This window comes from Pseudomonas sp. GW822-FHT04C11 (assembly GCF_058800905.1).
Window position 1 is genome coordinate 502,758 of the sequence record NZ_JBXAMS010000002.1, and the last position, 22,712, is coordinate 525,469.

Here is a 22,712-nt window from a genome sequence, read left to right on the forward strand (position 1 = left end):
CTACGACCAGTCTGTTTTGATGTGTGATGACTCGCGCAAAAAGAACACCCACTCACGGCCCATCTTTTTCTTCTCGAACAGCTTCAACTCAACCAAACCATTCAAGGTCGTGGCCGCCGTGTTGTAGGAGCAGTTCAGGTTGTCCTTCACATTGACCGCGGTAAACTCCTTGGCCCTGCCGCTCTTGGCAATCTGAAACAGCGTGCGCTGCTTCTCGGTCAACTGCTCGAAAAGCCCGGATTCCTCCAGCCAGCGATCAAAACCTTCGGCATCAACCAGGCTTTTTTGATAAGCCGCCGTGAACCCGGTCACGGCCCGCAAAATCACCGAACACTGGTAATCGATGAAGTACGTCAGGTCCAGCGCGTCGCTCTCGGTATGCACATAAGACCGACCGTACTTCACCGGCGCATTGCGCAGCAGAATGCTGATCGCGATGTAGCGAAATGCCGAGAAGTCATTCTTGAACATGAACCAGTAAAACAACGCCCGCGCCACCCGGCCATTGCCATCGCGAAACGGATGCTCGTAGCCCAGGGCAAAATGCAGGGCGATGGCCTTGATCATCGGGTGCACATAATCAACGCGTAGAGGGTCGTCGTGGGGCTGGTTGATCCAGCTCGCCAATCCATCGAGCCGAGCGCTGATGCCCGTGGATGGCGGCGGTGTATGAACGGTATTGCCTTCGCCATCCTGCACCACCACTTGATCATTGCTGCGAAAAAGTCCCGGCGAATACAGCGCGTCATCAATGCCTTCGACGCCGACACGATGCAGTTGCCGGATCAGTTCGACACTCAATGGCTCGTGACGTTTTTCCCAGGCGAAGATCATCATTTTGTAGTTGCCGATAACCATTCGCTCGTCCGGGGTACGCGGCAGGCGATTGCGCTTGAGCATGTCCTTGGCCACCAGCGTGGTGGTCGCGGCGCCCTCGAGCTGGCTGCTGCTGATGGCTTCGTCTTCGATCAGGTCATTGAGCAGGTAACTGAAATGCGCCGTCTCACCGATATGATGAGTCATGTATTCCAGCGCGGCGGTCGTGGCCTGACGATCAACCGTCGAGAGGGTTTTCTGTGCCAGCGGTGTCAGGACGAACTGGCCCCATTGGCTCGGCTCGCCCAGCGGCAACAAACGCACGTATTGCGCCACGCGGGCCTTTTTCACCAAGGCCCAGCATAAGGTCGGATCAAGACCGGGCGGCCAGCGAAAACGCAGATCATCGAACGGCAAGTAACGCCCCTGATCATCCAGCGGCTTGAGCAGTGCCAGATAGTCGACCAGCTTTTCCTTGTGAGGCGATTGGCCGAGTGCGTCGAAAAGACTCGGGTCTATGGCTGGAGGGCTTTTTATCATCGCTGTCTCAAAAACTCGAGAAACTGAGTTATGAGTACAACATAACGACGCCCATGTCTCAATATCAGCCAAAACTGAGATATCTGTAGGAGCAATGCTTGCTCGCGATGCAGGCGACGCGGTCGACCTGATGACCGCGTTGATGCCATCGCGAGCAAGCTTTGCTCCTACGGTTCCTGTGTCAAACCGGTTCTTTCTTGACCCTGAACCACGCCGCATACAGCGCCGGCAGGAACAGCAAGGTCAGCGCCGTCGCGACGATCAAGCCGCCCATGATCGCTACCGCCATCGGGCCGAAGAACACGCTGCGTGACAACGGAATCATCGCCAGCACGGCGGCCAGTGCAGTCAGCACGATAGGCCGGAAGCGCCGCACCGTGGCTTCGATGATCGCTTGCCAGGGTTTGAGCCCGGCGAGGATGTCCTGTTCGATCTGGTCGACCAGGATCACCGAGTTACGCATGATCATCCCCGACAGCGCGATGGTCCCGAGCATGGCCACGAAACCGAACGGCTGACGGAACACCATCAGGAACAAGGTGACACCGATCAATCCCAACGGCGCTGTCAGAAACACCATCGCCGTGCGTGAGAAGCTGCGCAGTTGCAGCATCAGCAAGGTCAGTACAACCACGATGAACAACGGCACACCGGCATTCACCGAATCCTGGCCACGGGTCGAGTCTTCTACCGTGCCGCCGACGTCCAGCAAATAACCGTCAGGCAATTGCGCGCGAATCGGCTCGAGTGTCGGAAGGATCTGCTTAACCAGGGTTGCCGGTTGCTCCTTGTCATAGATGTCGGCGCGAATCGTCACGTTTGGCAAGCGGTTGCGGTGCCAGATAATGCCTTCTTCGAAGCCGTATTCCAGGGTCGCCACCTGCGACAGCGCGACACTTTTGCCGTTGTCGGTCGGCACCGCCAGGCTCGACAGCCGCGACAGTTCGGTGCGTTCGTGCAAGGTGCCGCGCAAGAGGATCTCGATCAACTCGTTGTCTTCACGGTACTGGCTGACGCTGGAACCGGTCAGTGAGCTTTGCAAGAACCTCGACAGGTTTGCCGTGCTCACGCCCAAGGCTCGCGCGCGGTCCTGATCGACGTTCAGGTACACCACTTTGCTCGGCTCTTCCCAGTCCAGGTGCACGTTGACCACATGCGGGTTCTCACGCACCTTGGCCGCGACTTTACGTGCCAGCGCGCGGACTTCTTCAATGTGTTCACCGGTAACCCGGAACTGCACCGGATACCCCACTGGCGGACCGTTTTCCAGGCGCGTGACCCGCGAGCGCAAGGCCGGGAATTGTTCGTTCAGGGTTTCGATCAGCCAGGTGCGCAGGCTTTCGCGCTCCTCGATGGTTTTTGCCAGGACCACAAATTGCGCGAAGCTCGCTGCCGGCAATTGCTGGTCCAGCGGCAGGTAAAAACGCGGCGAACCGGTGCCTACATAGGCGACATAGTTGTCGATGCCCGCGCGCTCCTTGAGCATCGCTTCCAGGCGCTTGACCTCCTCGTTGGTGTTGCTCAACGAGGCGCCTTCGGCCAGTTTCAGATCAACCATCAGTTCCAGGCGCCCGGAAGCCGGGAAGAACTGTTGCGGCACAAAACGGAACAACAGCACCGAAGCCACGAACAGCAGGATGGTCAACGCGATCACGGTTTTGCGGCGGCGCACGCACCACTCCACCAGACGCCGAACGCGTTGATAGAACGGTGTGCCGTAAGGGTCCGGCTGACCGGCACCGTGTTTGGCAGCGTGAATTTTCGCCAGGTCCGGCAGGAGTTTTTCACCCAGATAGGGCACAAACATCACGGCGGCGACCCACGAGGCCAGCAACGCGATGGTCACCACCTGGAAGATCGAGCGGGTGTATTCACCGGTGCCGGATTGCGCGGTGGCAATCGGCAGGAAACCGGCCGCGGTAATCAATGTCCCGGTGAGCATCGGGAACGCGGTGCTGGTCCAGGCAAAGCTGGCAGCCTTGAGCCGGTCGTAGCCCTGCTCCATTTTGATCGCCATCATTTCCACGGCGATGATCGCGTCGTCCACCAGCAATCCCAAGGCCAGCACCAACGCGCCGAGAGAGATCTTGTGCAGGCCGATTCCGAGGTAATACATGCAGGCAAACGTCATTGCCAGCACCAGCGGAATCGCCAGGGCGACCACCATGCCAGTGCGTACACCGAGGGAGAAGAAGCTCACCAGCAAGACAATCGCCAGCGCTTCCACCAGCACCTGGACGAACTCGCCGACGCTGCTTTTCACCGCGGCCGGCTGGTCGGAGACCTTGCGCAGTTGCATACCGGCCGGCAGGTTTTTCTGGATACGCTCGAACTCCAGCTCCAGCGCCTTGCCGAGCACCAGAATGTCGCCGCCATCCTTCATCGCCACGGCCAGGCCGATTGCGTCCTCGCCCATGAAGCGCATGCGCGGTGCCGGTGGATCGTTGAAGCCACGGTGCACATCAGCCACATCGCCGATACGGAAGGTCCGGTCGCCGACACGGATCGGAAAATCCCTGATCTGCTCGACCGTCTGGAAATTGCCCGTCACCCGCAGCTGCAAACGCTCGCTGGAGGTTTCGAAGAATCCGGCGTTGGACATCGCGTTCTGTTCTTCCAGCGCTTGCTGCACCGTGGCCAACGGCAATCCCAGGGTGGCGAGTTTGACGTTGGACAGTTCGATCCAGATCTTCTCGTCCTGCAGCCCGAGCAAGTCGACCTTGCCCACATCCTTGACCCGTTGCAGCTGGATCTGGATACGGTCGGCGTAATCCTTGAGCACCGCGTAATCGAAACCCTCGCCGGTCAGCGCATAGATATTGCCAAAGGTAGTGCCGAATTCATCGTTGAAGAACGGTCCCTGGATTCCCGGCGGCAAGGTCTGGCGGATGTCGCTGATCTTCTTGCGCACCTGATACCAGAGCTCGGGGATCTGCGCCGAATGCATCGAGTCCCGGGCCATGAAGGTCACCTGGGATTCACCGGGGCGAGAGAACGAGACAATCCGCTCATACTCACCGGTTTCCATCAGCTTCTTTTCAATGCGCTCGGTGACTTGCCGCGAGACTTCCTGGGCCGTCGCCCCCGGCCAACTGGTCCTGATCACCATGGCCTTGAAGGTGAACGGCGGGTCTTCGCTCTGGCCCAGCTTGGTGTAGGACAACGCGCCGACGACCGCCAGCAAAATCATCAGGAACAGTACGATCTGGCGGTTATGCAGCGCCCATTCGGAAAGGTTGAAACGCATCGGGGATTACTCCTTGACCGCCAGATTGACCACGCGGTTGGAGCGATCCACCGGCCGTACTTGCTGGCCCTCGTGGAGCACATGAACGCCAGCGGCTACCACCCAGTCGCTGGGGTTGAGGCCGTCAAGCACCGGCACGCTTTTCTCACCGAAGGCGCCGACACGAACCGGGGCCTTTTTCAGGGTGTTGTTGGCACCGACGACCCAGACGTATGTCGCGCCGTTTTCTGCGGTGAGCGCCGAGAGCGGCACCGACAGCGGCACCACGTCAGCCAGTTGAATGAATACCCGGGCGCTTTGACCAAGCTCGGCCGGCACCTTGCCAGCACTAAAGGTGATGCGCGCGGCAAAGGTCCGCGACTTTGGATCGGCAGCCGGCGACAGCTCACGAATGCTCCCGGCGAACCGCTGGCCTTGCTGGGTCCACAGTTCAACGGTGACCGGCTGGCCCACCTTGAAACGGCCGAAGTTTTGCTCCGGCAGGCTGATCAGCACTTCACGCTCGCCGTCGGTGGCCAGGGTGAAGGCGGTTTGCCCGGCGGCCACCACTTGCCCGACTTCCACGGCGCGCTTGGCCACGACACCGTCATGTGGCGCACGCAGCACGGCGTAGCTGGCCTGGTTGCTGGCCACATCGAATTCGGCCTTGATCTGCTTGAGTCGCGCTTCGCCGGAGCGGTAGAGATTTTCAGAATTGTCGTACTGCGAGCGGCTGACCATCTGACGGTCCATCAGGGTCTTGTAGCGATCACGCTCGGCACGCACCAGGTTCAGGTTGGCCTCAGCGGCAGCAACCTGCGCGCGAGTCGCTTCCAGTTGCAGGCGTACGTCCTGGGGATCGAGTTCTGCCAGCGGCTGGTTGGCCTTGACCCTCTCCCCTTCCTCGACCAGTCGTCGGCTGACTTTGCCGCCAATACGGAAGGCCAGGTCTGGCTCGTAACGCGCGCGAACTTCGCCGGGATAGCTGTCCATCGCCTGCGCGGAAGGCTCTGGCTGAACCACCATGGCCGGACGCACGGTGACTTGCGCCGGCTCTTCGTGGCCGCACGCAGACAACAAGAACGCCAGGCTGACTGGCAAGGCATAGCGGAACATGGTGAACGACCTTTCGCTAATGGAGCTCGGAATATTTATACTGGCCGGTATGTTATTAATAGCAAACTCACCAGTCCAGTATTAAAGCGAAAAATGTCCAACAATCTTCCTGCACCCAACGGCCCCGGCCGCCCGAAGGATCTCGCCAAGCGCGAGGCGATCCTCGAGGCGGCGAAGCGTCTTTTTCTAAGCAATGGTTACGCAAGCACCAGTATGGACGCGGTGGCGGCTGAGGCCGGAGTATCAAAGTTGACCGTTTACAGTCACTTCAACGACAAGGAGACGCTGTTCTCCTCTGCCGTGATGGCCAAATGCGAAGAGCAATTGCCCATACTGTTCTTCGAACTGCCCGACGGCATGCCGATCGAGAACGTGCTGTTGAACATCGCCCGACGCTTTCATCTGCTGATCAACAGCGATGAATCGGTGAACCTGAATCGCCTGATCATGACGCTGGGGAGTCAGGACCCGAAACTCTCGCTGATCTTCTTCGAGGCAGGTCCGCAGCGGATGTTGCAGGGCATGGAGCGCTTGCTGACGAAGATCGACCAGATCGGCGCCTTGAGCATCGACAAGCCACTGAATGCCGCCGAGCACTTTTTCTGCATGCTCAAAGGCGCAGCAAATTTTCGCTTGCTCTACGGCTGCGGCGAACCCCTGACCGGGGACGCGGCCGAGGCTCACATACAGGAAGTGGTGGGGTTGTTTATGCGGGCATATCGGCCGGATTCGGCCTGATAGATAGGTAGCGTCTGGGCGGATGCTATCGCGGGCAAGCCTTGCTCCTACAGGTCAGACAATTCTGTAGGAGCAAGGCTTGCCCGCGATGGGGGCGACACGGTCCTAAGGCTTGAGCGCTTTCTTGGGATAGATGTCGTAGCGGCTGGACTTGCCGTCCAGCGCATGGCTCGGCTTCGGCCCTTCGATGCAGGGCGCCTTGCGCGGGCGTTTGACCACCACCCGGTGGCTGGCCAGTGCAAGTGCGGCCGCGAGGAGTGCCGGCGCATCCGGGTCATCGCCTACCAACGGGCGAAACAGGCGCATTTCCTTCTTCACCAACGCGGTTTTCTCACGATGCGGGAACATCGGGTCGAGGTAGATCACCTGCGGCGGCTCACCTTCCCAATTGCGCATCAACTCGATCGAGTTGCCCTTGAGCAAGGTCATCCGCGCGACAATCGGCGCCACCTCAAAATCTTCCGCCGCGCGGGCCAGGCCATCTTCCAGCAACGCGCCAATCAACGGCTGACGCTCGATCAGGCTCATTTCGCAACCAAGACTGGCCAGCACAAAACCATCCTTGCCCAGCCCCGCCGTGGCATCCAGCACCTTCGGCCGCACGCCTTGAGCGACGCCGACAGCCTTGGCGATCATCTGGCCGCTGCCGCCACCGTACAACCGGCGATGGGCCGCGCCGCCCTCGACGAAGTCCACCCGCACCGGTCCCGGCGCATCCGGGCCGAGCTGTTGCAACTGCAAGCCGTGCTCACCCACTTGCAACGCAAACTCGGCATCGTCCAGCAGCAACGGCAAGTTCAATCGCTCGGCCCAGTGCTCGGCACGTGCCTGAAACGCTTCGGCCAGGGCCTGGACTTTGATGCGGCTGGCCGCGGGTTGCTCACTCATCAGAAAACACACTCAAAAAATTAATGATCGGCAAAAACGGCCGATAACAAAACTATCGAGCATTTTGCCAGAGCTGAGCGTCGACCGAGAGAAATGTCAGACATTCAACGCACATCAGTAGGCTACATCTCGCCCCACGGCGATTATGGCCTGCGCAACTCCCAAGCACTGAGCGGTGTCAGTCACCTGTGGCAGGATTTTTTTGCCCAGGCGCTGTCCGATCATTTGGGCGATGCTGCACCGGTTCCTGGCAGTTACACCCCTGTCGCCATCGACGGCCCGATCGAGCCGACCGTTGGCGCTGAACTGCTCGAACACATCGTCACGCAGCGCGCCTGCGACGTGAAGGACACCGAAATCCGTCCGCCTGAGCCACTGTTCCTGCCGATTGCCGAGTTCGAAATGGACCTGGCCGACAAACCATTCCCGCCGTTCCCGCCGCAAGAAATTCTCGCGCAACAGAAGCAACAAGACTTCGAAAGCGCTTGGGTGCGCCCGATCGTCCTGGCCGCCGGCCAGCCATTGCCTGCGCCAGGTCCGACACCGCAACCGCGTCCGTTGCACCTGCCAATTGCCGAGTTCGAACTCGACCTGCTGGATAAACCGGCAACCCCTTATCCGCATGAAGAGCTGGTCGAGCAACAGAAGCAATTCGACTTCGATAACGGCTGGGCCCGCCCGATCGTCCTGCAAAACCTGCGCATCGCCGCCTGATCCTCGACTTCAGCCTCAGCGACACACCCACCACGGCCCGACATCCAGATGAAAATGGTTGCGATGGGCTGCGTTGTAGTCCGGGCTCAATACCACGCTGAACATGTCACACGCGCCATCGCGAACCTTGCGTAGAAAGCGCGCATCGTCGTTGTCTTTCGGCCAATCGCGCAGCACGCTGATACTGCGCCCGTCCGCCAGGCGAAAGCCGGCGATATCCAGTGCATCGGCCGTCGCGTGCTGGCTGCGCGAGCCGTTTTCGAGGTTGTACATATTGCGGCAGGCAAAACTGCCGAGGTGATCGACCCGCGCCACCGCCTGCCCATACGTGGCCTGCGCAGCCGGTTGCAGGGCATGCCGCTCGAACAGCACAAACGCCACTGCCAGCGGGCAACTGGCGAGAAAGCTGCTGCTCAGCGCCACCTCGCCGCCCTGCACGCGCAGGGTGTTGTTGAGCGGGCAATCGACGTCCGGGTTGCTGTCGGCCTGGCGGGTGAACTTCAACCCCGCACCGCTGAGCACCTGGTCGCAGAGTTCAGGGTTATCGCGCAGTCTCATCAATTTGAAGCGCGTCAGCAGGTTCGGCGTGGCCCGGACATCCAGCGGCGCCCAAGGGTTCCAGGCGGCTGGCAACGGCAGCCAGCCGCGCCAGACACTCACCAGCAAGCTGCCCATCACCAGCATCACCGCCAACAGCACTTTCAGAAACCGCACGACAACTCCCTGTGGGTCAGCCTTTGAACAACTGATTGATCTGCCCGAACGGCAGCGCGCGGTCGGCGAAATCGAAGGTGCCGTGCGACTGAATTTCCTGCGCGGCCTGATAGAACGCACCGTAGGCCGCACGGGCCATGGCCGAGCCGACGCTGATCCGTTTGACGCCCATTTCACTGAGCTGCGCGACGCTCAACTTGAGACCGCCGGACATCAGCACATTGACCGGTTTCGGCGCCACCGCACGGACCACCGCCAGTATCTCTTCGGCGTTGCGCAGGCCCGGCGCATACAGCACATCGGCGCCCGCTTCGGCAAAGGCCTGCAAACGGCGAATGGTGTCGGCCAGGTCCGGATTCCCGTGCAGGTAATTCTCGGCGCGCGCGGTCAGGATGAACGGGAACGGCAAACTGCGTGCCGCCGCAACGGCCGCCTCGATCCGCGCGACGGCGTGTTCAAAGCAGTAAATCGGGCCGTCTTCACGGCCGGTAGCGTCTTCGATCGAGCCACCGACCGCGCCGGCAGCGGCGGCGCGTAGCAAGCTCTCGGCGGATTCCTGCGGGCTGTCGGCAAAACCGTTTTCCAGATCCACCGCGACTGGCAGATCGCTCGCGCCGACAATCGCCCGAACGTTGGCCAGTGTCTCTTCGAGTTTGACCGCGCCATCCGGGCGGCCCAGCGAAAAAGCATAACCGGCACTGGTCGTCGCCAGCGCCTGGTAACCCAGGCCGGCAAGCATTTTTGCCGAGCCGGCGTCCCACGGATTGGGAATCACAAAAGCTCCGGCACCTTCGTGTAAGGCCTTGAAGGCCTGAGCTTTAAGGGTTTGCGCATCCATTGGCTCACTCCTGCAGAAGGGAAAACCCGTCGTCAGAGCAACCCAAGCTGCTCGGCGGCGGGTTCTCTATATAGCTCAGGCAGCGCCGGCAAGCCAGGCAAACGCGTCATCAACCGAGTATGAAAGCGTTGTGCCAAAGCGGCGGCCAGCAGGTTGTCGGCGGTATGCAGGAAGATATACGGCGTGCGGCCCTCTTCGATCCATTGGGCGATTTTCTCGACCCATGGCGTCAGGAACGTTTCGTTGGCCTCAAGCAGCGGATGACCGATGAAACGCACCTGCGGGAATTGGGTAAAAGCCGCCGGACGCGGTGGCACCTTGGGCTTTTTCGCTTGCGCATGCAGCACCGAGGGTTCCGTCGACGTGCAGCTGAACAGCGCCCGTGGATCGAGGCAAATGCGCTCCACGCCACGATCCAGCAACAGCCGATTGAGCCTGCGCTCGGCATCGCCTTTGGCGAAGAAGTCCCGATGCCGCACTTCAACGGCCAACGGCCGCTGCACGCCATCGATGAACCCGGCCAGCTCGCCCAGCCGTTGCGGGGTAAAGGCTGCCGACAGTTGCAGCCAGAGCGGTGAAACCCGCTCACCGAGCGGGCTGAGCAATTGCACGAAGGTTTCGGCGGCGCTCAGTTGCTCGCGCAGGTCGCCGCCGTGGCTGATGTCGCCGGGGAATTTGGCGGTGAAGCGAAAATGTTCCGGCATCGTCTGCGCCCAGCGCTCCACCGTCGCCGGCGCAGGGCGGGCGTAGAACGTGGTGTTGCCTTCAACGGCGTTGAACACCTGCGAGTACAGGTCGAGAAATTCATTGGGGCGGGCGTTTTGCGGATACAGGTATTCGCGCCAGGCGTTTTCGCTCCAGGACGGGCAACCGAGGTAATAAGGCAACCGCATCAGATGTGCAGGTCGAGACCCAGCACTTCCATATCCCAATCGACGAAAGCCGCGGTGCTCAGGTAGCTGGCCAGGGCCATCGCCACGCTTTTGCTCATGGCGCGATGGTAGATCATGTCCTGCTGACGAGCGGGAAGATTGCTCAGGCGTTGCGCAGAGGCCTTGGCGGCGCGGGCGGCGAGTTGCTCCTCAGAAGGAAACTCCTGCTCGCCATCGATATCCTCGAGGGACTCGTCCACCGACACATTGCCTTTGCGTGGCTTGCGCTTGATGGGGTAGGACTGAGAGGCAAAGCCGTCTATGCGCATAGGTACAAACTCGCTATCGATGATGGCAATTTAGCGGCACTTACCAGTGTGCGCAAACTCCCAAGTGATAACTAGAGCACAGAAACCGGAAAAGGTTTAAAAGCGCGCGGCAGAAACTGACAATTGGCTGCGCCCCTGTGGCGAGGGAGCTTGCTCCCGCTCGGGGGCGAAGCGCCCGCAGATTAACCGACGCGGTACATCTGACGAAATGAGGCTGCGGATTTTGGGGGCGCTTCGCACCCCAGCGGGAGCAAGCTCCCTCGCCACAAAGGCACTCGGATTCACTTGGCTTTGGGGGTTGCCACTTTGTCGCGCAGGTAAACCGGTTGTGCGTCGTCGGCAGGGATGCCTTCGCCGCGTTCCCAGGCGAAACGGGCCAGGGTCAGCAAGTCTTCGGCGTGAGGCAACATGCCAGCATCCTGGCCGATCAGGTTGACCGCGATGCGCTCGCCATAGCCCCAGCCGGTGCCCGCGCCGAACCAGTCGCCCGTGGCCTCTGCCGGCAATGCCGCGACTTCTGGCGGCAACACCGCTTCAGCCCCCACCAGACGCATTTCGCCCGCGGTTTCGCGGTAGCAGCCCCAATAGACTTCATCCATCCGGGCATCGATGGCCGCCGCAACCTGATGTGCACCGTGCTCGCGCAATGCGCGCTGCGCCAGTACCGCCAGGTTGGACACCGGCAACACCGGACGATCCAGTGCAAACGCCAGGCCCTGAACCACGCCAATCGCGATTCGCACGCCAGTGAACGCACCTGGGCCGCGACCAAAGGCAATCGCATCGACCGCTTGCAAGGTGGTGCCCGCATCCGCCAGCAACTGCTGGATCATCGGCAACAACTTCTGCGCATGCAGGCGCGGGATCACCTCGTAATGACTCGTGACCTTGCCGTCATGCAGCAAGGCAACGGAGCAAGCTTCAGTCGCGGTGTCCAGGGCCAGCAAGGTGCTCATCGATGTTTCCGTAAAGAGAGTTGGAAAAAGTCCGCCAGTATAAACAACAACGGCCCGCAAGCGGGCCGTTGTAGGTAAAGCAAATCAGCTTTCTCAGCTCAGCGCTTCAAGCACCTTGCCGGTGATCGCTTCGACCGAACCGACGCCTGCGATGTGGCTGTACTTCGGCTTGCCTTGGGCAGCCGACAGTTGCTGGTAGAAATCCACCAGTGGCTTGGTCTGGGAATGGTAGACCGACAGACGATGACGCACGGTTTCTTCAGTGTCGTCTTTACGCTGCACCAGCGCTTCGCCGGTGACGTCGTCCTGGCCCGCGACTTTCGGCGGGTTGTAGACGGTGTGGTAAACGCGACCGCTGGCTTCGTGTACACGACGACCGGCGATACGCTGGACGATTTCTTCGTCATCAACGGCGATTTCAACCACGTGATCCAGTTCTACACCGGCATCGACCAGGGCTTCAGCCTGAGGAATGGTGCGCGGGAAACCGTCGAACAGAAAGCCATTGGCGCAATCGGGCTGAGCGATACGATCCTTGACCAATGCGATGATCAGGTCGTCGGAGACCAGGCCGCCTGCGTCCATGATGCTCTTGGCTTTAATGCCCAGTTCGGTGCCGGCCTTGACGGCAGCACGCAGCATGTCGCCGGTGGAGATCTGTGGAATAGCGAATTTTTCAGTGATGAACTTAGCCTGAGTACCTTTACCGGCCCCGGGAGCTCCCAGCAGAATGACGCGCATCGATGTGCTCCTCAATTTCTTATTTAGATAACGATCGGATTTGCCGCGTGGGGCCAATCTCAAAAATAGGGTCGTGGGCCGCCCAAACGGCCAAAGGCTGATCAAGATACACAGCAGGCCCTGACCACACAAGCCGCCGAAAGTCGGAGCAACCCGTGCCTGTTATGCCCTGGAGAGGAGGCGATCCAAGTCGCAACCCCATAACAAAGTGTCGCCTGACAAGCGCGACCGGCCCCCGCGGACCGGTCGTTTGTCGCAGTAAAATTACCTGCGACACCCCGCAAAAGACCTTAGCCGGTATTGCGTAAACCGGCGGCAATCCCCGCTACAGACACCAGCAACGCCTGCTCCACCGGGCTGCCCTGCACCACATCCGGCTGTCGCGAGCGCGCCAACAGTTCAGCCTGCAATAGATGTAGCGGATCGAGGTAGGTGTTGCGCAAACGGATGAACTCCAGGGTGTCAGGGCTATGGGCCAGCAGCTGCGACTGACCGGTCAGGCCAAGGACCACGGCACATGCCTGCGACAATAGGTCGCGTAAATGCACACCCAAAGGTAACAATTCCGGCGCAACCAATCGCTCGTCGTAGGACTGGGCAATGTCCGCGTCAGCCTTGGCCAGCACCATCTCCAGCATGTCGATGCGCGTGCGAAAGAACGGCCACTGCTCACGCATCTGCGCCAGCAACTCGCCCTCACCGCGCGCCAAGGCGTTGCTCAACGCCGCTTCCCAGCCAAGCCAGGCCGGCAGCATCAGGCGGGTCTGGGTCCAGCCGAAGATCCACGGGATCGCCCGCAGGCTTTCGATCCCGCCAGCACGACGCTTGGCCGGACGGCTGCCGAGCGGCAGGCGCCCCAGCTCCTGCTCGGGCGTGGATTGACGGAAATACTCGACGAACTGCGGATTCTCCCGCACCACGGCGCGATAAGCGCTGACGCCATCGGCCGCCAATTCGTCCATCAGGCCGCGCCATGCGGGTTCCGGCGGTGGCGGCGGCAACAGCGTTGCTTCGAGCACCGCCGCCAGATACAGGTTGAGGTTTTGCTCGGCGATGTCCGGCAAGCCGAACTTGAACCGAATCATTTCCCCTTGCTCGGTGGTACGGAAACGCCCGGCCACCGACCCCGGCGGCTGCGACAGAATCGCCGCGTGCGCCGGGCCACCGCCACGGCCCACGGTGCCGCCGCGACCATGGAACAACAGCAGTTCAACTTGTTGCTCGCGGCAGATATCCACCAAGCGTTCCTGCGCCCGGTACTGAGCCCAGGCCGCCGCCGTGGTGCCGGCGTCCTTGGCCGAGTCGGAATAACCGATCATCACTTCCTGTGGGCCCTGCAACCGCGAGCGGTAACCCGGCAGCAGCAACAGTTTCTCGATCACCGGGCCAGCGTTGTCGAGGTCGGCGAGGGTTTCGAACAGCGGCACGACGCGCATCGGCCGCAGCACGCCAGACTCTTTAAGCAGCAGCTGCACGGCGAGCACGTCCGAAGCAGCACCCGCCATGGAGATCACGTACGAGCCGAGCGACGCCGCCGGCGCCGCGGCGATTTCGCGACACGTCGCCAGGACTTCGGCGGTGTCGGCCGAAGGTTTGAAATAGGCCGGCAGGAGTGGCCGACGATTGTTCAGCTCGCCCATCAGGAAGCTGATGCGCGCGTCCTCGTCCCAGTCTTCATAGCGACCGAGCCCGAGGTAGTCGGTGATTTCGGTCATCGCCGACGCATGCCTCGACGAGTCCTGGCGCACGTCCAGTCGCACCAGGAACAGGCCGAACGTCACCGCCCGACGCAGGCAATCGAGCAACGGACCATCGGCGATTACGCCCATGCCGCATTCATGCAGCGACTGATAGCACAGCTCCAGCGGATCCAGCAGCTCGCGGTTGTTTTGCAGCACGTCGGCCGGCGCCGGGGTGCTTGCGGTCAAGGATGCCTGCGCCCAGTTACGGGTCGCGCGCAGGCGTTCACGCAGTTGTTTAAGCACTGCACGGTAAGGTTCGGCGCTGTCCCCAGCCTTGGCCCGCAACGCGGTGCTGGCCTGCTGCATCGACAACTCGGCGGCCAGTTGATCGACATCGCGCAGGTAAAGGTCGGCCGCCATCCAGCGCGCCAACAGCAGCACTTCACGGGTCACCGCCGCCGTGACGTTCGGGTTGCCATCACGGTCGCCGCCCATCCACGAGGCGAAGCGAATCGGCGCCGCCTCCAGCGGCAAGCGCAGACCGGTGGCCGCATGCAGCGCCTGGTCGGCCTTGCGCAGGTAGTTGGGAATCGCCTGCCACAGCGAATGCTCGATCACCGCAAAGCCCCACTTGGCTTCATCGACCGGGGTCGGCCGGGTGCGGCGAATTTCTTCGGTGTGCCAGGCTTCGGCGATCAGGCGCTGCAAGGTCGACTTGATCTGCTCGCGCTCGGCGCGGGTCAGGTCACGGTGATCCTGTGCCGCCAGTTGCGCGGCGATGGCGTCGTATTTCTGGATCAAGGTCCGACGGGCGACTTCAGTCGGGTGCGCCGTCAGCACCAGCTCGATTTCCAACCGTCCCAATTGCCGCGCCAGCGCGTCGCTGCCATGCCCTTCAGCCCGCAGGCGGGCGAGCAGTTCGGGCAACACCCGCGCCTCGAACGGTGCCGGTTGGGACTCTTCGCGGCGGTGAATCAACTGATATTGCTCGGCGATGTTCGCAAGGTTCAGGAACTGGTTGAACGCTCGCGCCACTGGCAGTAGTTCATCTTCAGTCAACTGGTTGAGGCTGGCGCGCAGTTCGGCGTCCGTCGAGCCACGTCGGTCAGCCTTGGCACCCTTGCGGATCAGCTCGATCTTGTCGAGAAAGCCATCCCCGTACTGCTCGCGAATGGTGTTGCCCAACAACTCACCCAGCAGGTGAACATCCTCGCGCAAGCGTGCATCGATATCAGTCATCAGCAGTTCTCCAGCGAATGGCGGTCGACTCCAAGAGTGCCGTCCACAGCGGGTTCTTACAAGTCAGACGACAAATCGACGGTAAATCCTGAAGGTTGGGGCTAGTCTGAAGAATAAGCCGCACAAAGGCTTGCCACCGGCCACGGCCGGACACTCATCTCCCCTGCCACCAGCAGGTGCCTATTGAGGTCATTATGAAAATCCGTGAGCTAGCCCAGCATTGGGAAGAAACCGCCAAAGGCCGTTTGACCAAGACCGGCTACACCATTCACCTGGACGTCGAAGCCGCGGCGCGGTTGGCCGCGCTTACCGAGATGTACCCCAAACGCCACCCCGAAGAACTGCTGGGCGAACTGATTGGCGCCGCCCTGGAAGAGCTCGAAGCGAGTTTCCCTTACATCAAGGGTCAGCACGTGGTCGCAACCGATGAGGAAGGCGACCCGCTCTACGAAGACGTTGGCCCGACACCGCGCTTTCTCGAATTGTCGCGGCGCCATCTGCACGATTTATCGGCTCAGAACGGCAAGCAAAAACATTGATGTGCCCGCAATGCAAGAACCCCGTCTGAGGTGATCAGGCGGGGCTCTTGTGTATACACACGCTCTTGCCACTCGTCGCCACCTGTTATTTCTGACAGTAGGCAGCCTCCAGCGTCGCGAGTAAAAGTGAGCTCCTGGCCAGGATCACGGGCATCAAGGAGCGACACCATGCGACTGCTGACAGTTTTTTTGCTGCTGTGTGCGGCGCTGATCCAGGGAGGGTGTGCACAGTCCACCCATGACTCGAACGTCGGCGTGTCGACAAGCGGCGAGTCCGGGTACAACCATCTCGACCCTGAGGCCATTCTTACCGGTGAGCCCCTGCCCGTTCCGGGGGTCAACCAACGACCGGTCGTGGGTACAAAAAAGGTGTTGCTGGTGGTCGGTCGGTGGGCCGGCATGCCTGCGATGGACAAGGAAGAGCTCTGGAAACAAAGTCTTTCTCCAGAAAGCGAAAGCTCCTTACGCCGGTATATCTCATATGTTTCAGGCAGGAAGCTGACGCTGGAAGGCACGATGATCACCGCTGACCTCGGGCCAAAACCGGCCATCTGTAACACTCGCGACGCAGTCAAAGGCCCAGCCGAAGCCGCCGCCAGGGCTCAAGGCCTGAACCCCGACGACTTTGACTATCTGTTCATCGCAGCCTCCTGCGGTATTGGTACCGGGAGTGCTGACGCACCTGGCCGAGTGCTGGCGATCTACAACCAGCCAGAGAGCTCGCATCTCTGGATTCGCCTGTTCGGCAATAACCTGGGGTTTATCAGCGGGCCGACCTATTCCGGCTGCCCTCTGAGCAGCAATGTCATCACGGCACCCGACCACTGCAAAATCATCTTCTACCCCGATTACGGTAATCCCGTGTCAGGCGGCGGGTCGGTTCTGTATCCCACGCACTTGCGCTGGTATGCGGGCTGGTTGGATGAGTCCCGGGTAACCCACATCAAGGCGTCGGGCATCTACCGCCTCGCCCTCGGAAACAGCTATTTGATTGATCTCCCGACAACAGCCCCAAACCAGCCTAAGCAAATAGCGCTGGAAGTTCGTCAGACCCTCTTTCCACCGTTCGACAGTCAGTTTCCAACGGGCTATGCCAAGGGTGTCGGGGTGCGCTACACCAAGATGGCTGAATACGTTCAGGACATACAAGTCGATAGCGCACCCGAAACGGTCTCAACAGAAGATGCCACCTTGAAAGCGGGTAGAACGCTAAAGGATGAAGCAGCAGGTATTACCGTACATGTGTGCGCAGTTGATCCCTTGGTGGAGTCGAATGCTGCCATTTCTGTTGGCCTCAAGGGGGAAACACAGCCGGCGTGCTCCTCCCTGAAGAAGCCGACCTTCACGACGCCCAAAGATGGAGATGTGGTCAACCGAGTTGTGCAATTCACCGGGGGCGGACTACCCGACGCGTCATTCAGCGTAAGGGTCATTAACCTCTCGACACTGTTCAGTTGGACTCTCGCGCCCCCCAACGTTGACGGGGCAGGCAACTGGAGAATATCGGAATGGGATCATGGGATGAAACCAGGTCCAACCTACCAAGTTAACTTGAATCAGAACTACGGCGGCATCATTGATCGAACATCGATCAAGGTCACCGTAAAACCCGACACATCAGCTGCCAAACAATAGAAAAAGCCCCGCTTCCAACCAAAGAAGCGGGGCTTTTTTTCTTCTATCCGATCTAAACCGTTACTGCTCCAGCTGCGGAGTCTCTTGCCCCATGCAACGCACGGCTTTTTTCTTGTTGTTGACCAGCACACCCGTCAGGCCTTTCTGTTCGGTGTCGAACAGCACCAGTACGCCATCGACGCACTGGGCGACTTGCGCGGCCGGCTCCAGGGAGACTTTGTAGTCTTCACCCGGTATGGTCTTGAGCATGGTGAAGTCGCTGAGCAGCAGCGCGTCTTCCGGTTTGGCGAAGTGCAGGTAACCGTAGAACCACAAGGCCCCGACGGTGCCGAGGATGCTGCAGATACCGGTGATGATCAGCGGGATGGCGTTACGTTCTTCACTCATTGCGGACTCTCTGGAGGTTCAACTTCTGAATTCGGGGGTGCCGGGTAATTGGGCGTTTCGCCCAAGCGGCGCAGACCGTTGAAGTGCTGCGGGTCATCGAGGTAACGCAGCATGACAGTGCGCCAGATCGGGACGCTGAAGGTCTGCACGTGCCCGCCTCGGGTCAATTGCAGGACCTTGGGCGCGGGCGCAGCTTGATACAGTCGGATGCCATTGGAAAGAGGCACGAGCGGATCGTCGATGCTGTGGAAGATCAGTTTTGGCACGCGATTGAGCTGCGGCATGGCGTAGATCGCGCTGTCGGCGTCCGGCACCAGCCAGGACAACGGCACCTGAAACGGCCAGGTCATCCACGACGAACTCAGTGCAAACCGCCCGACATCCCGGTAACTGGCCGGCACGCTGTCGAGGACCAGCGCCTTGAGCCGGGGCTGACGCTCGGGGTGTTCAGCCAGATAATGCACGACCAGCGCACCGCCAAGGCTCTGACCCAGGACGATCAACGGTTTGCCCTGAACTTCTGGCGCCTGGTCCAGCCATTTGAATGCAGCGTCGATGTCCTGATAGATCGCCGGAAGGCCGGGTTTACCCTGCGACAGTCCATAGCCGCGATAGTCCACCAGCAGCACCTGGTACCCCTGCTTCGGTAGCCACCAGCTGGCCCCAAGATGCCCGGCGAGATTTCCGCCATTGCCGTGCAAGTGCAGTACCGTGCCCTTGACCGCTACGCCTTTTTTGGCCGGCAGCCACCAACCGTTGAGTTTCACGCCGTCAGCGGTGGTCAAGGTGATGTCACGGTATTCAAGCCCGGCTCTTTGCGGGGTAAACGGCAGACCGGGATCGGGGTAGAACAGCAAGGAGCTGCAACCGCCGAGGGTCAGGAGAAGGCAAAGGATGCCGAGGACTTTCATCCGTTGAAACCCCGCAATGAAGGTGAAGAACTCCGCTGCCATTCAGATCATCAGCATCGCGGTCTGCGGCAACTCACAGGGGATCGCATTCCAGCGTAGGCGCTGCCGCGGGCTGCGATTTTTTGCATTCGGTTTTCCGAACGCGACCCGTCAGTCGATTCGGTTAACCGGACTATCACGTCCTGAATCCAATCCTATAAATATTTAATATCCTTTAAAATCAATAAGTTGATTGATAAATTTTGAACTGGCACGACTCATGCTCTACAACTTGGGACGAATGCCTGATGTGCCAACACTTCAGGAGCCGTCAAGGCATTCAGCAGTACAAAAGAGCCGATAAACTGGCTCCATATAAAAACAATGTAGAGGAAAATTTGATGCGCATCGTTCCCCATATCCTGGGCGCAGCCATTACGGCCGCTCTGATCAGCACGCCAGTTTTCGCCGCCGAACTCACCGGCACCCTGAAAAAGATCAAAGAGTCCGGCACCATTACCCTGGGGCATCGCGACGCTTCTATTCCGTTTTCCTACATTGCAGATGCTTCCGGTGTACCGGTCGGCTACTCCCACGATATTCAGCTGAAAATCGTCGAAGCCATCAAGAAAGACCTGGACATGCCAAACCTGAAGGTCAAGTACAACCTGGTCACCTCGCAAACCCGTATTCCACTGGTTCAAAACGGCACTGTAGACGTCGAGTGCGGTTCCACCACCAACAACACCGAGCGTCAGCAACAAGTTGACTTCTCCGTTGGCATCTTCGAAATCGGCACCAAGCTGCTGTCGAAAAAAGACTCGACCTACAAAGACTTCGCCGACCTCAAGGGCAAGAACGTCGTGACCACCGCCGGCACCACGTCCGAGCGCATTCTGAAGTCGATGAACGCCGACAAGCAGATGGGCATGAACGTCATCTCCGCCAAAGACCACGGCGAATCCTTCCAGATGCTGGAATCGGGCCGTGCTGTCGCCTTCATGATGGACGACGCCTTGCTGGCCGGTGAAATGGCCAAGGCCAAGAATCCGACTGACTGGGCCGTGACCGGCACTGCTCAGTCCTATGAAATCTACGGCTGCATGGTCCGCAAGGGCGACGCGCCGTTCAAGAAGGCTGTAGACGACGCCATCGTCGCGACCTACAAGTCCGGCGAGATCAACACTATCTACGGAAAGTGGTTCACTCAGCCAATCCCGCCAAAAAATCTGAACCTGATGTTCCCGATGAGCGACGAGCTCAAGGCCCTGATCTCCAACCCGACCGACAAAGCGGCTGAAGAAAAGAAATCCTGATTTCTGACTAACCCACCTCCTGACAGGGCCTGCGCCCTTTCAGGAGGCTGTCACTACCTGCTGGCACTTTCTGGAAACACTCGAACCGGTGGTTGTCGAGCCGATCGCGTGTGCCTGATCGTCGAGATCAGAGGGAACGGAGTTTCCCCAGGCAGGCACTTGTACATCGATCGATCTGAGGGGAGACCCTAATGAATTACAACTGGGATTGGGGCGTGTTCTTCAAGTCCACCGGCGTGGGCAGCGAGACCTATCTCGACTGGTTCATCACGGGATTGGGCTGGACCATCGCCATCGCCATCGTGGCCTGGATCATCGCCTTGATGCTGGGCTCGGTGCTCGGCGTCATGCGTACCGTGCCGAATCGCCTGGTATCGGGCATCGCCACCTGCTATGTGGAACTCTTTCGTAACGTACCGCTGCTGGTTCAGCTGTTCATCTGGTACTTCCTGGTGCCCGACCTGTTGCCGCAAAACCTGCAGGACTGGTACAAGCAGGACCTGAATCCGACCACCTCGGCCTACCTGAGCGTCGTCGTGTGCCTGGGCCTGTTCACCGCCGCCCGAGTGTGCGAGCAAGTGCGCACCGGTATCCAGGCGCTGCCGCGTGGCCAGGAATCGGCCGCCCGCGCCATGGGCTTCAAGCTGCCGCAAATCTACTGGAATGTGCTGCTGCCGCAAGCCTACCGGATCGTCATTCCGCCGCTGACCTCGGAATTTCTCAACGTCTTCAAGAACTCCTCCGTCGCCTCCTTGATCGGCCTGATGGAGCTGCTTGCACAGACCAAACAGACCGCGGAGTTCTCCGCCAACCTGTTCGAAGCCTTCACCCTGGCGACCCTGATCTACTTCACCCTGAACATGAGCCTGATGCTGCTGATGCGTATGGTCGAGAAGAAAGTTGCGGTGCCCGGCCTGATTTCCGTGGGGGGTAAATAATGGATCTCGATTTCAGTGGCGTCGTACAGGCCGTCCCCGGCATGTGGAACGGCATGGTCATGACCCTGCAACTGACGGTACTCGGCGTCGTCGGCGGGATCATCCTCGGCACTCTCCTGGCGCTGATGCGCCTGTCCCACAGCAAGCTGCTGTCGAACATTGCCGGCGCTTACGTGAACTACTTCCGCTCGATCCCGCTGCTGCTGGTGATCACCTGGTTCTACCTGGCGGTACCGTTCGTGCTGCGCTGGATCACCGGCGAAGACACGCCGATCGGTGCGTTCACCTCGTGCATCGTGGCCTTCATGATGTTCGAAGCGGCGTACTTCTGCGAAATCGTCCGGGCCGGCGTGCAGTCGATTCCCAAGGGACAGATGGGCGCAGCCAAGGCCTTGGGCATGGGCTACGGCCAGATGATGCGCCTGATCATCCTGCCGCAAGCGTTTCGCAAGATGACCCCGCTGTTGCTGCAACAAAGCATCATCCTGTTTCAGGATACCTCGCTGGTCTACACGGTCGGCCTGGTGGACTTCCTCAATGCTACGCGGGCCAGTGGCGACATCATCGGCCGCGCCAATGAGTTCCTGATCATCGCAGGTCTCGTGTACTTCACAATCAGCTTTGCCGCCTCACGGCTGGTCAAGCGTCTGCAAAAAAGGTTTGCCGTATGATTTCTATCAAGAATGTCAACAAGTGGTATGGCGACTTCCAGGTACTGACTGATTGCAGCACCGAGGTCAAAAAAGGCGAAGTGATTGTGGTGTGCGGACCGTCTGGCTCCGGCAAATCCACCCTGATCAAATGCGTCAACGCCCTGGAACCGTTCCAGAAAGGCGACGTGGTGGTCGATGGCACCTCCATCGCCGACCCGAAGACCGACCTGCCGAAACTGCGCTCGCGCGTTGGCATGGTGTTCCAGCATTTCGAACTGTTCCCGCACCTGACCATCACCGAAAACCTGACCATCGCGCAGATCAAGGTGTTGGGCCGCAGCAAGGAAGAAGCCACCAAAAAGGGCCTGCAACTGCTTGAGCGCGTCGGCCTTTCGGCTCACGCCCACAAGCACCCGGGCCAGCTCTCCGGTGGTCAGCAACAGCGTGTGGCGATTGCCCGTGCACTGGCGATGGACCCGATCGTCATGCTGTTCGACGAACCGACCTCGGCGCTCGACCCGGAAATGGTCAATGAAGTGCTCGACGTGATGGTGCAACTGGCCAACGAAGGCATGACCATGATGTGCGTCACCCACGAAATGGGCTTCGCCCGTAAAGTGGCGGACCGGGTGATCTTCATGGATCAGGGCAAAATCATCGAAGACTGCAAGAAGGAAGAGTTCTTCGGCGACATCAACGCCCGCTCGGACCGCGCGCAGCACTTCCTCGACAAGATTCTGCAGCACTAAAACCGGCAACCGCTCCCTGTTGGAGCGGGCCTGCCTTTGTGGCGAGGGAGCTTGCTCCCGCCGGCCGGTCCGCGCTCGGGCACAGCAGTCGTAAACCAGTCAGTGCGGTGTGTCAGATTAAATGCATTGGCAGGTTTTAGGGCCGCTTCGCGACCCAGCGGGAGCAAGCTCCCTCGCCACAGGTCCTGCGCTCGAC

The 22,712-nt window shown here is 60.1% G+C and carries 21 protein-coding genes; 8 read left to right on the forward strand and 13 right to left on the reverse strand.

From position 1 onward, the window contains the following. The 3 genes from AC1RJ3_RS05165 to AC1RJ3_RS05175 form a co-directional block, all read right to left on the reverse strand. The gene (locus AC1RJ3_RS05165) at window positions 1-1,356 is read right to left on the reverse strand and encodes a Fic family protein (RefSeq protein ID WP_493077750.1); all 1,356 of its coding nucleotides are present in this window, start codon (window positions 1,354-1,356) and stop codon (window positions 1-3) included. Window positions 1,357-1,537: 181 nt separating this feature from the next. After that, window positions 1,538-4,603: an efflux RND transporter permease subunit gene (locus tag AC1RJ3_RS05170; RefSeq protein ID WP_493077752.1), complete on the reverse strand. Its 3,066-nt coding sequence runs from the start codon at window positions 4,601-4,603 to the stop codon at window positions 1,538-1,540. A 6-nt stretch (window positions 4,604-4,609) separates the two neighbouring features. Then, complete coding sequence (locus AC1RJ3_RS05175; RefSeq protein ID WP_054595892.1) at window positions 4,610-5,698, reverse strand: efflux RND transporter periplasmic adaptor subunit; 1,089 nt, start codon at window positions 5,696-5,698, stop codon at window positions 4,610-4,612. A 93-nt stretch (window positions 5,699-5,791) separates the two neighbouring features. On the opposite strand from AC1RJ3_RS05175, the gene AC1RJ3_RS05180 reads away from it, so the two are divergent. Further along, window positions 5,792-6,436 carry a TetR/AcrR family transcriptional regulator gene (locus tag AC1RJ3_RS05180; RefSeq protein WP_103315530.1) on the forward strand — a complete coding sequence of 215 codons (645 nt, stop codon included), beginning with the start codon at window positions 5,792-5,794 and terminating at the stop codon, window positions 6,434-6,436. 105 nt (window positions 6,437-6,541) lie between these two features. Here AC1RJ3_RS05180 and AC1RJ3_RS05185 read toward each other — a convergent pair whose 3' ends face one another. After that, window positions 6,542-7,324, reverse strand: coding sequence for a class I SAM-dependent methyltransferase (locus AC1RJ3_RS05185; RefSeq protein WP_103315531.1), 783 nt, complete (start codon window positions 7,322-7,324; stop codon window positions 6,542-6,544). Between the two features lie 93 nt (window positions 7,325-7,417). Between AC1RJ3_RS05185 and AC1RJ3_RS05190 the strand changes: the two genes are divergently transcribed. After that, entirely contained in the window at window positions 7,418-8,038 is a 621-nt protein-coding gene (locus AC1RJ3_RS05190; protein ID WP_103315532.1) for an energy transducer TonB, read from the forward strand. A gap of 15 nt (window positions 8,039-8,053) precedes the next feature. Here AC1RJ3_RS05190 and AC1RJ3_RS05195 read toward each other — a convergent pair whose 3' ends face one another. The 7 genes from AC1RJ3_RS05195 to ppc all read right to left on the reverse strand — a co-directional run bounded on the left by AC1RJ3_RS05195 (window position 8,054) and on the right by ppc (window position 15,409). After that, window positions 8,054-8,752: an extensin-like domain-containing protein gene (locus AC1RJ3_RS05195; RefSeq protein WP_493077755.1), complete on the reverse strand. Its 699-nt coding sequence runs from the start codon at window positions 8,750-8,752 to the stop codon at window positions 8,054-8,056. Between the two features lie 16 nt (window positions 8,753-8,768). After that, a complete protein-coding gene (locus tag AC1RJ3_RS05200) occupies window positions 8,769-9,590 on the reverse strand; it encodes an isocitrate lyase/PEP mutase family protein (RefSeq protein ID WP_493077757.1) in 822 nt (273 codons plus the stop codon). Window positions 9,591-9,622: 32 nt separating this feature from the next. Further along, complete coding sequence (locus tag AC1RJ3_RS05205) at window positions 9,623-10,483, reverse strand: DUF72 domain-containing protein (protein WP_493077759.1); 861 nt, start codon at window positions 10,481-10,483, stop codon at window positions 9,623-9,625. Beyond that, window positions 10,483-10,791 carry a hypothetical protein gene (locus AC1RJ3_RS05210; protein WP_103315536.1) on the reverse strand — a complete coding sequence of 103 codons (309 nt, stop codon included), beginning with the start codon at window positions 10,789-10,791 and terminating at the stop codon, window positions 10,483-10,485. Before AC1RJ3_RS05210 ends, AC1RJ3_RS05205 begins: the two co-directional genes overlap by 1 nt. A 281-nt stretch (window positions 10,792-11,072) precedes the next feature. Beyond that, window positions 11,073-11,747, reverse strand: a complete 675-nt coding sequence (tsaB, locus tag AC1RJ3_RS05215) for a tRNA (adenosine(37)-N6)-threonylcarbamoyltransferase complex dimerization subunit type 1 TsaB (protein ID WP_054595884.1) — start codon at window positions 11,745-11,747, stop codon at window positions 11,073-11,075. Between the two features lie 93 nt (window positions 11,748-11,840). Further along, complete coding sequence (gene adk, locus AC1RJ3_RS05220; protein WP_054595883.1) at window positions 11,841-12,488, reverse strand: adenylate kinase; 648 nt, start codon at window positions 12,486-12,488, stop codon at window positions 11,841-11,843. Between the two features lie 290 nt (window positions 12,489-12,778). Next, on the reverse strand, window positions 12,779-15,409 hold the full coding sequence (gene ppc / locus AC1RJ3_RS05225) for a phosphoenolpyruvate carboxylase (RefSeq protein ID WP_054595882.1): 2,631 nt from the start codon (window positions 15,407-15,409) through the stop codon (window positions 12,779-12,781). 194 nt (window positions 15,410-15,603) lie between these two features. On the opposite strand from ppc, the gene AC1RJ3_RS05230 reads away from it, so the two are divergent. Both AC1RJ3_RS05230 and AC1RJ3_RS05235 read left to right on the forward strand, forming a co-directional pair. Next, window positions 15,604-15,948 carry a hypothetical protein gene (locus AC1RJ3_RS05230; protein WP_054595881.1) on the forward strand — a complete coding sequence of 115 codons (345 nt, stop codon included), beginning with the start codon at window positions 15,604-15,606 and terminating at the stop codon, window positions 15,946-15,948. Between the two features lie 168 nt (window positions 15,949-16,116). Beyond that, entirely contained in the window at window positions 16,117-17,583 is a 1,467-nt protein-coding gene (locus AC1RJ3_RS05235) for a hypothetical protein (RefSeq protein WP_493077763.1), read from the forward strand. A 60-nt stretch (window positions 17,584-17,643) separates the two neighbouring features. On the opposite strand, the gene AC1RJ3_RS05240 is transcribed toward AC1RJ3_RS05235, so the two are convergent. Continuing rightward, window positions 17,644-17,970: a PA3694 family proteiin gene (locus AC1RJ3_RS05240; protein WP_054595880.1), complete on the reverse strand. Its 327-nt coding sequence runs from the start codon at window positions 17,968-17,970 to the stop codon at window positions 17,644-17,646. After that, a complete protein-coding gene (locus tag AC1RJ3_RS05245; protein WP_493077857.1) occupies window positions 17,967-18,881 on the reverse strand; it encodes an alpha/beta hydrolase in 915 nt (304 codons plus the stop codon). The genes AC1RJ3_RS05240 and AC1RJ3_RS05245 overlap by 4 nt, the downstream gene beginning before the upstream one ends. 380 nt (window positions 18,882-19,261) lie before the next feature. Between AC1RJ3_RS05245 and AC1RJ3_RS05250 the strand changes: the two genes are divergently transcribed. The 4 genes from AC1RJ3_RS05250 to AC1RJ3_RS05265 all read left to right on the forward strand — a co-directional run bounded on the left by AC1RJ3_RS05250 (window position 19,262) and on the right by AC1RJ3_RS05265 (window position 22,516). Then, complete coding sequence (locus AC1RJ3_RS05250; RefSeq protein ID WP_493077766.1) at window positions 19,262-20,176, forward strand: glutamate/aspartate ABC transporter substrate-binding protein; 915 nt, start codon at window positions 19,262-19,264, stop codon at window positions 20,174-20,176. A gap of 191 nt (window positions 20,177-20,367) precedes the next feature. Then, the gene (locus AC1RJ3_RS05255; RefSeq protein ID WP_054595878.1) at window positions 20,368-21,114 is read left to right on the forward strand and encodes an amino acid ABC transporter permease; all 747 of its coding nucleotides are present in this window, start codon (window positions 20,368-20,370) and stop codon (window positions 21,112-21,114) included. Continuing rightward, a complete protein-coding gene (locus AC1RJ3_RS05260; protein WP_054595877.1) occupies window positions 21,114-21,785 on the forward strand; it encodes an amino acid ABC transporter permease in 672 nt (223 codons plus the stop codon). Before AC1RJ3_RS05255 ends, AC1RJ3_RS05260 begins: the two co-directional genes overlap by 1 nt. Then, a complete protein-coding gene (locus tag AC1RJ3_RS05265; RefSeq protein ID WP_054595876.1) occupies window positions 21,782-22,516 on the forward strand; it encodes an amino acid ABC transporter ATP-binding protein in 735 nt (244 codons plus the stop codon). Before AC1RJ3_RS05260 ends, AC1RJ3_RS05265 begins: the two co-directional genes overlap by 4 nt. The last annotated feature ends 196 nt before the right edge of the window (window positions 22,517-22,712 follow it).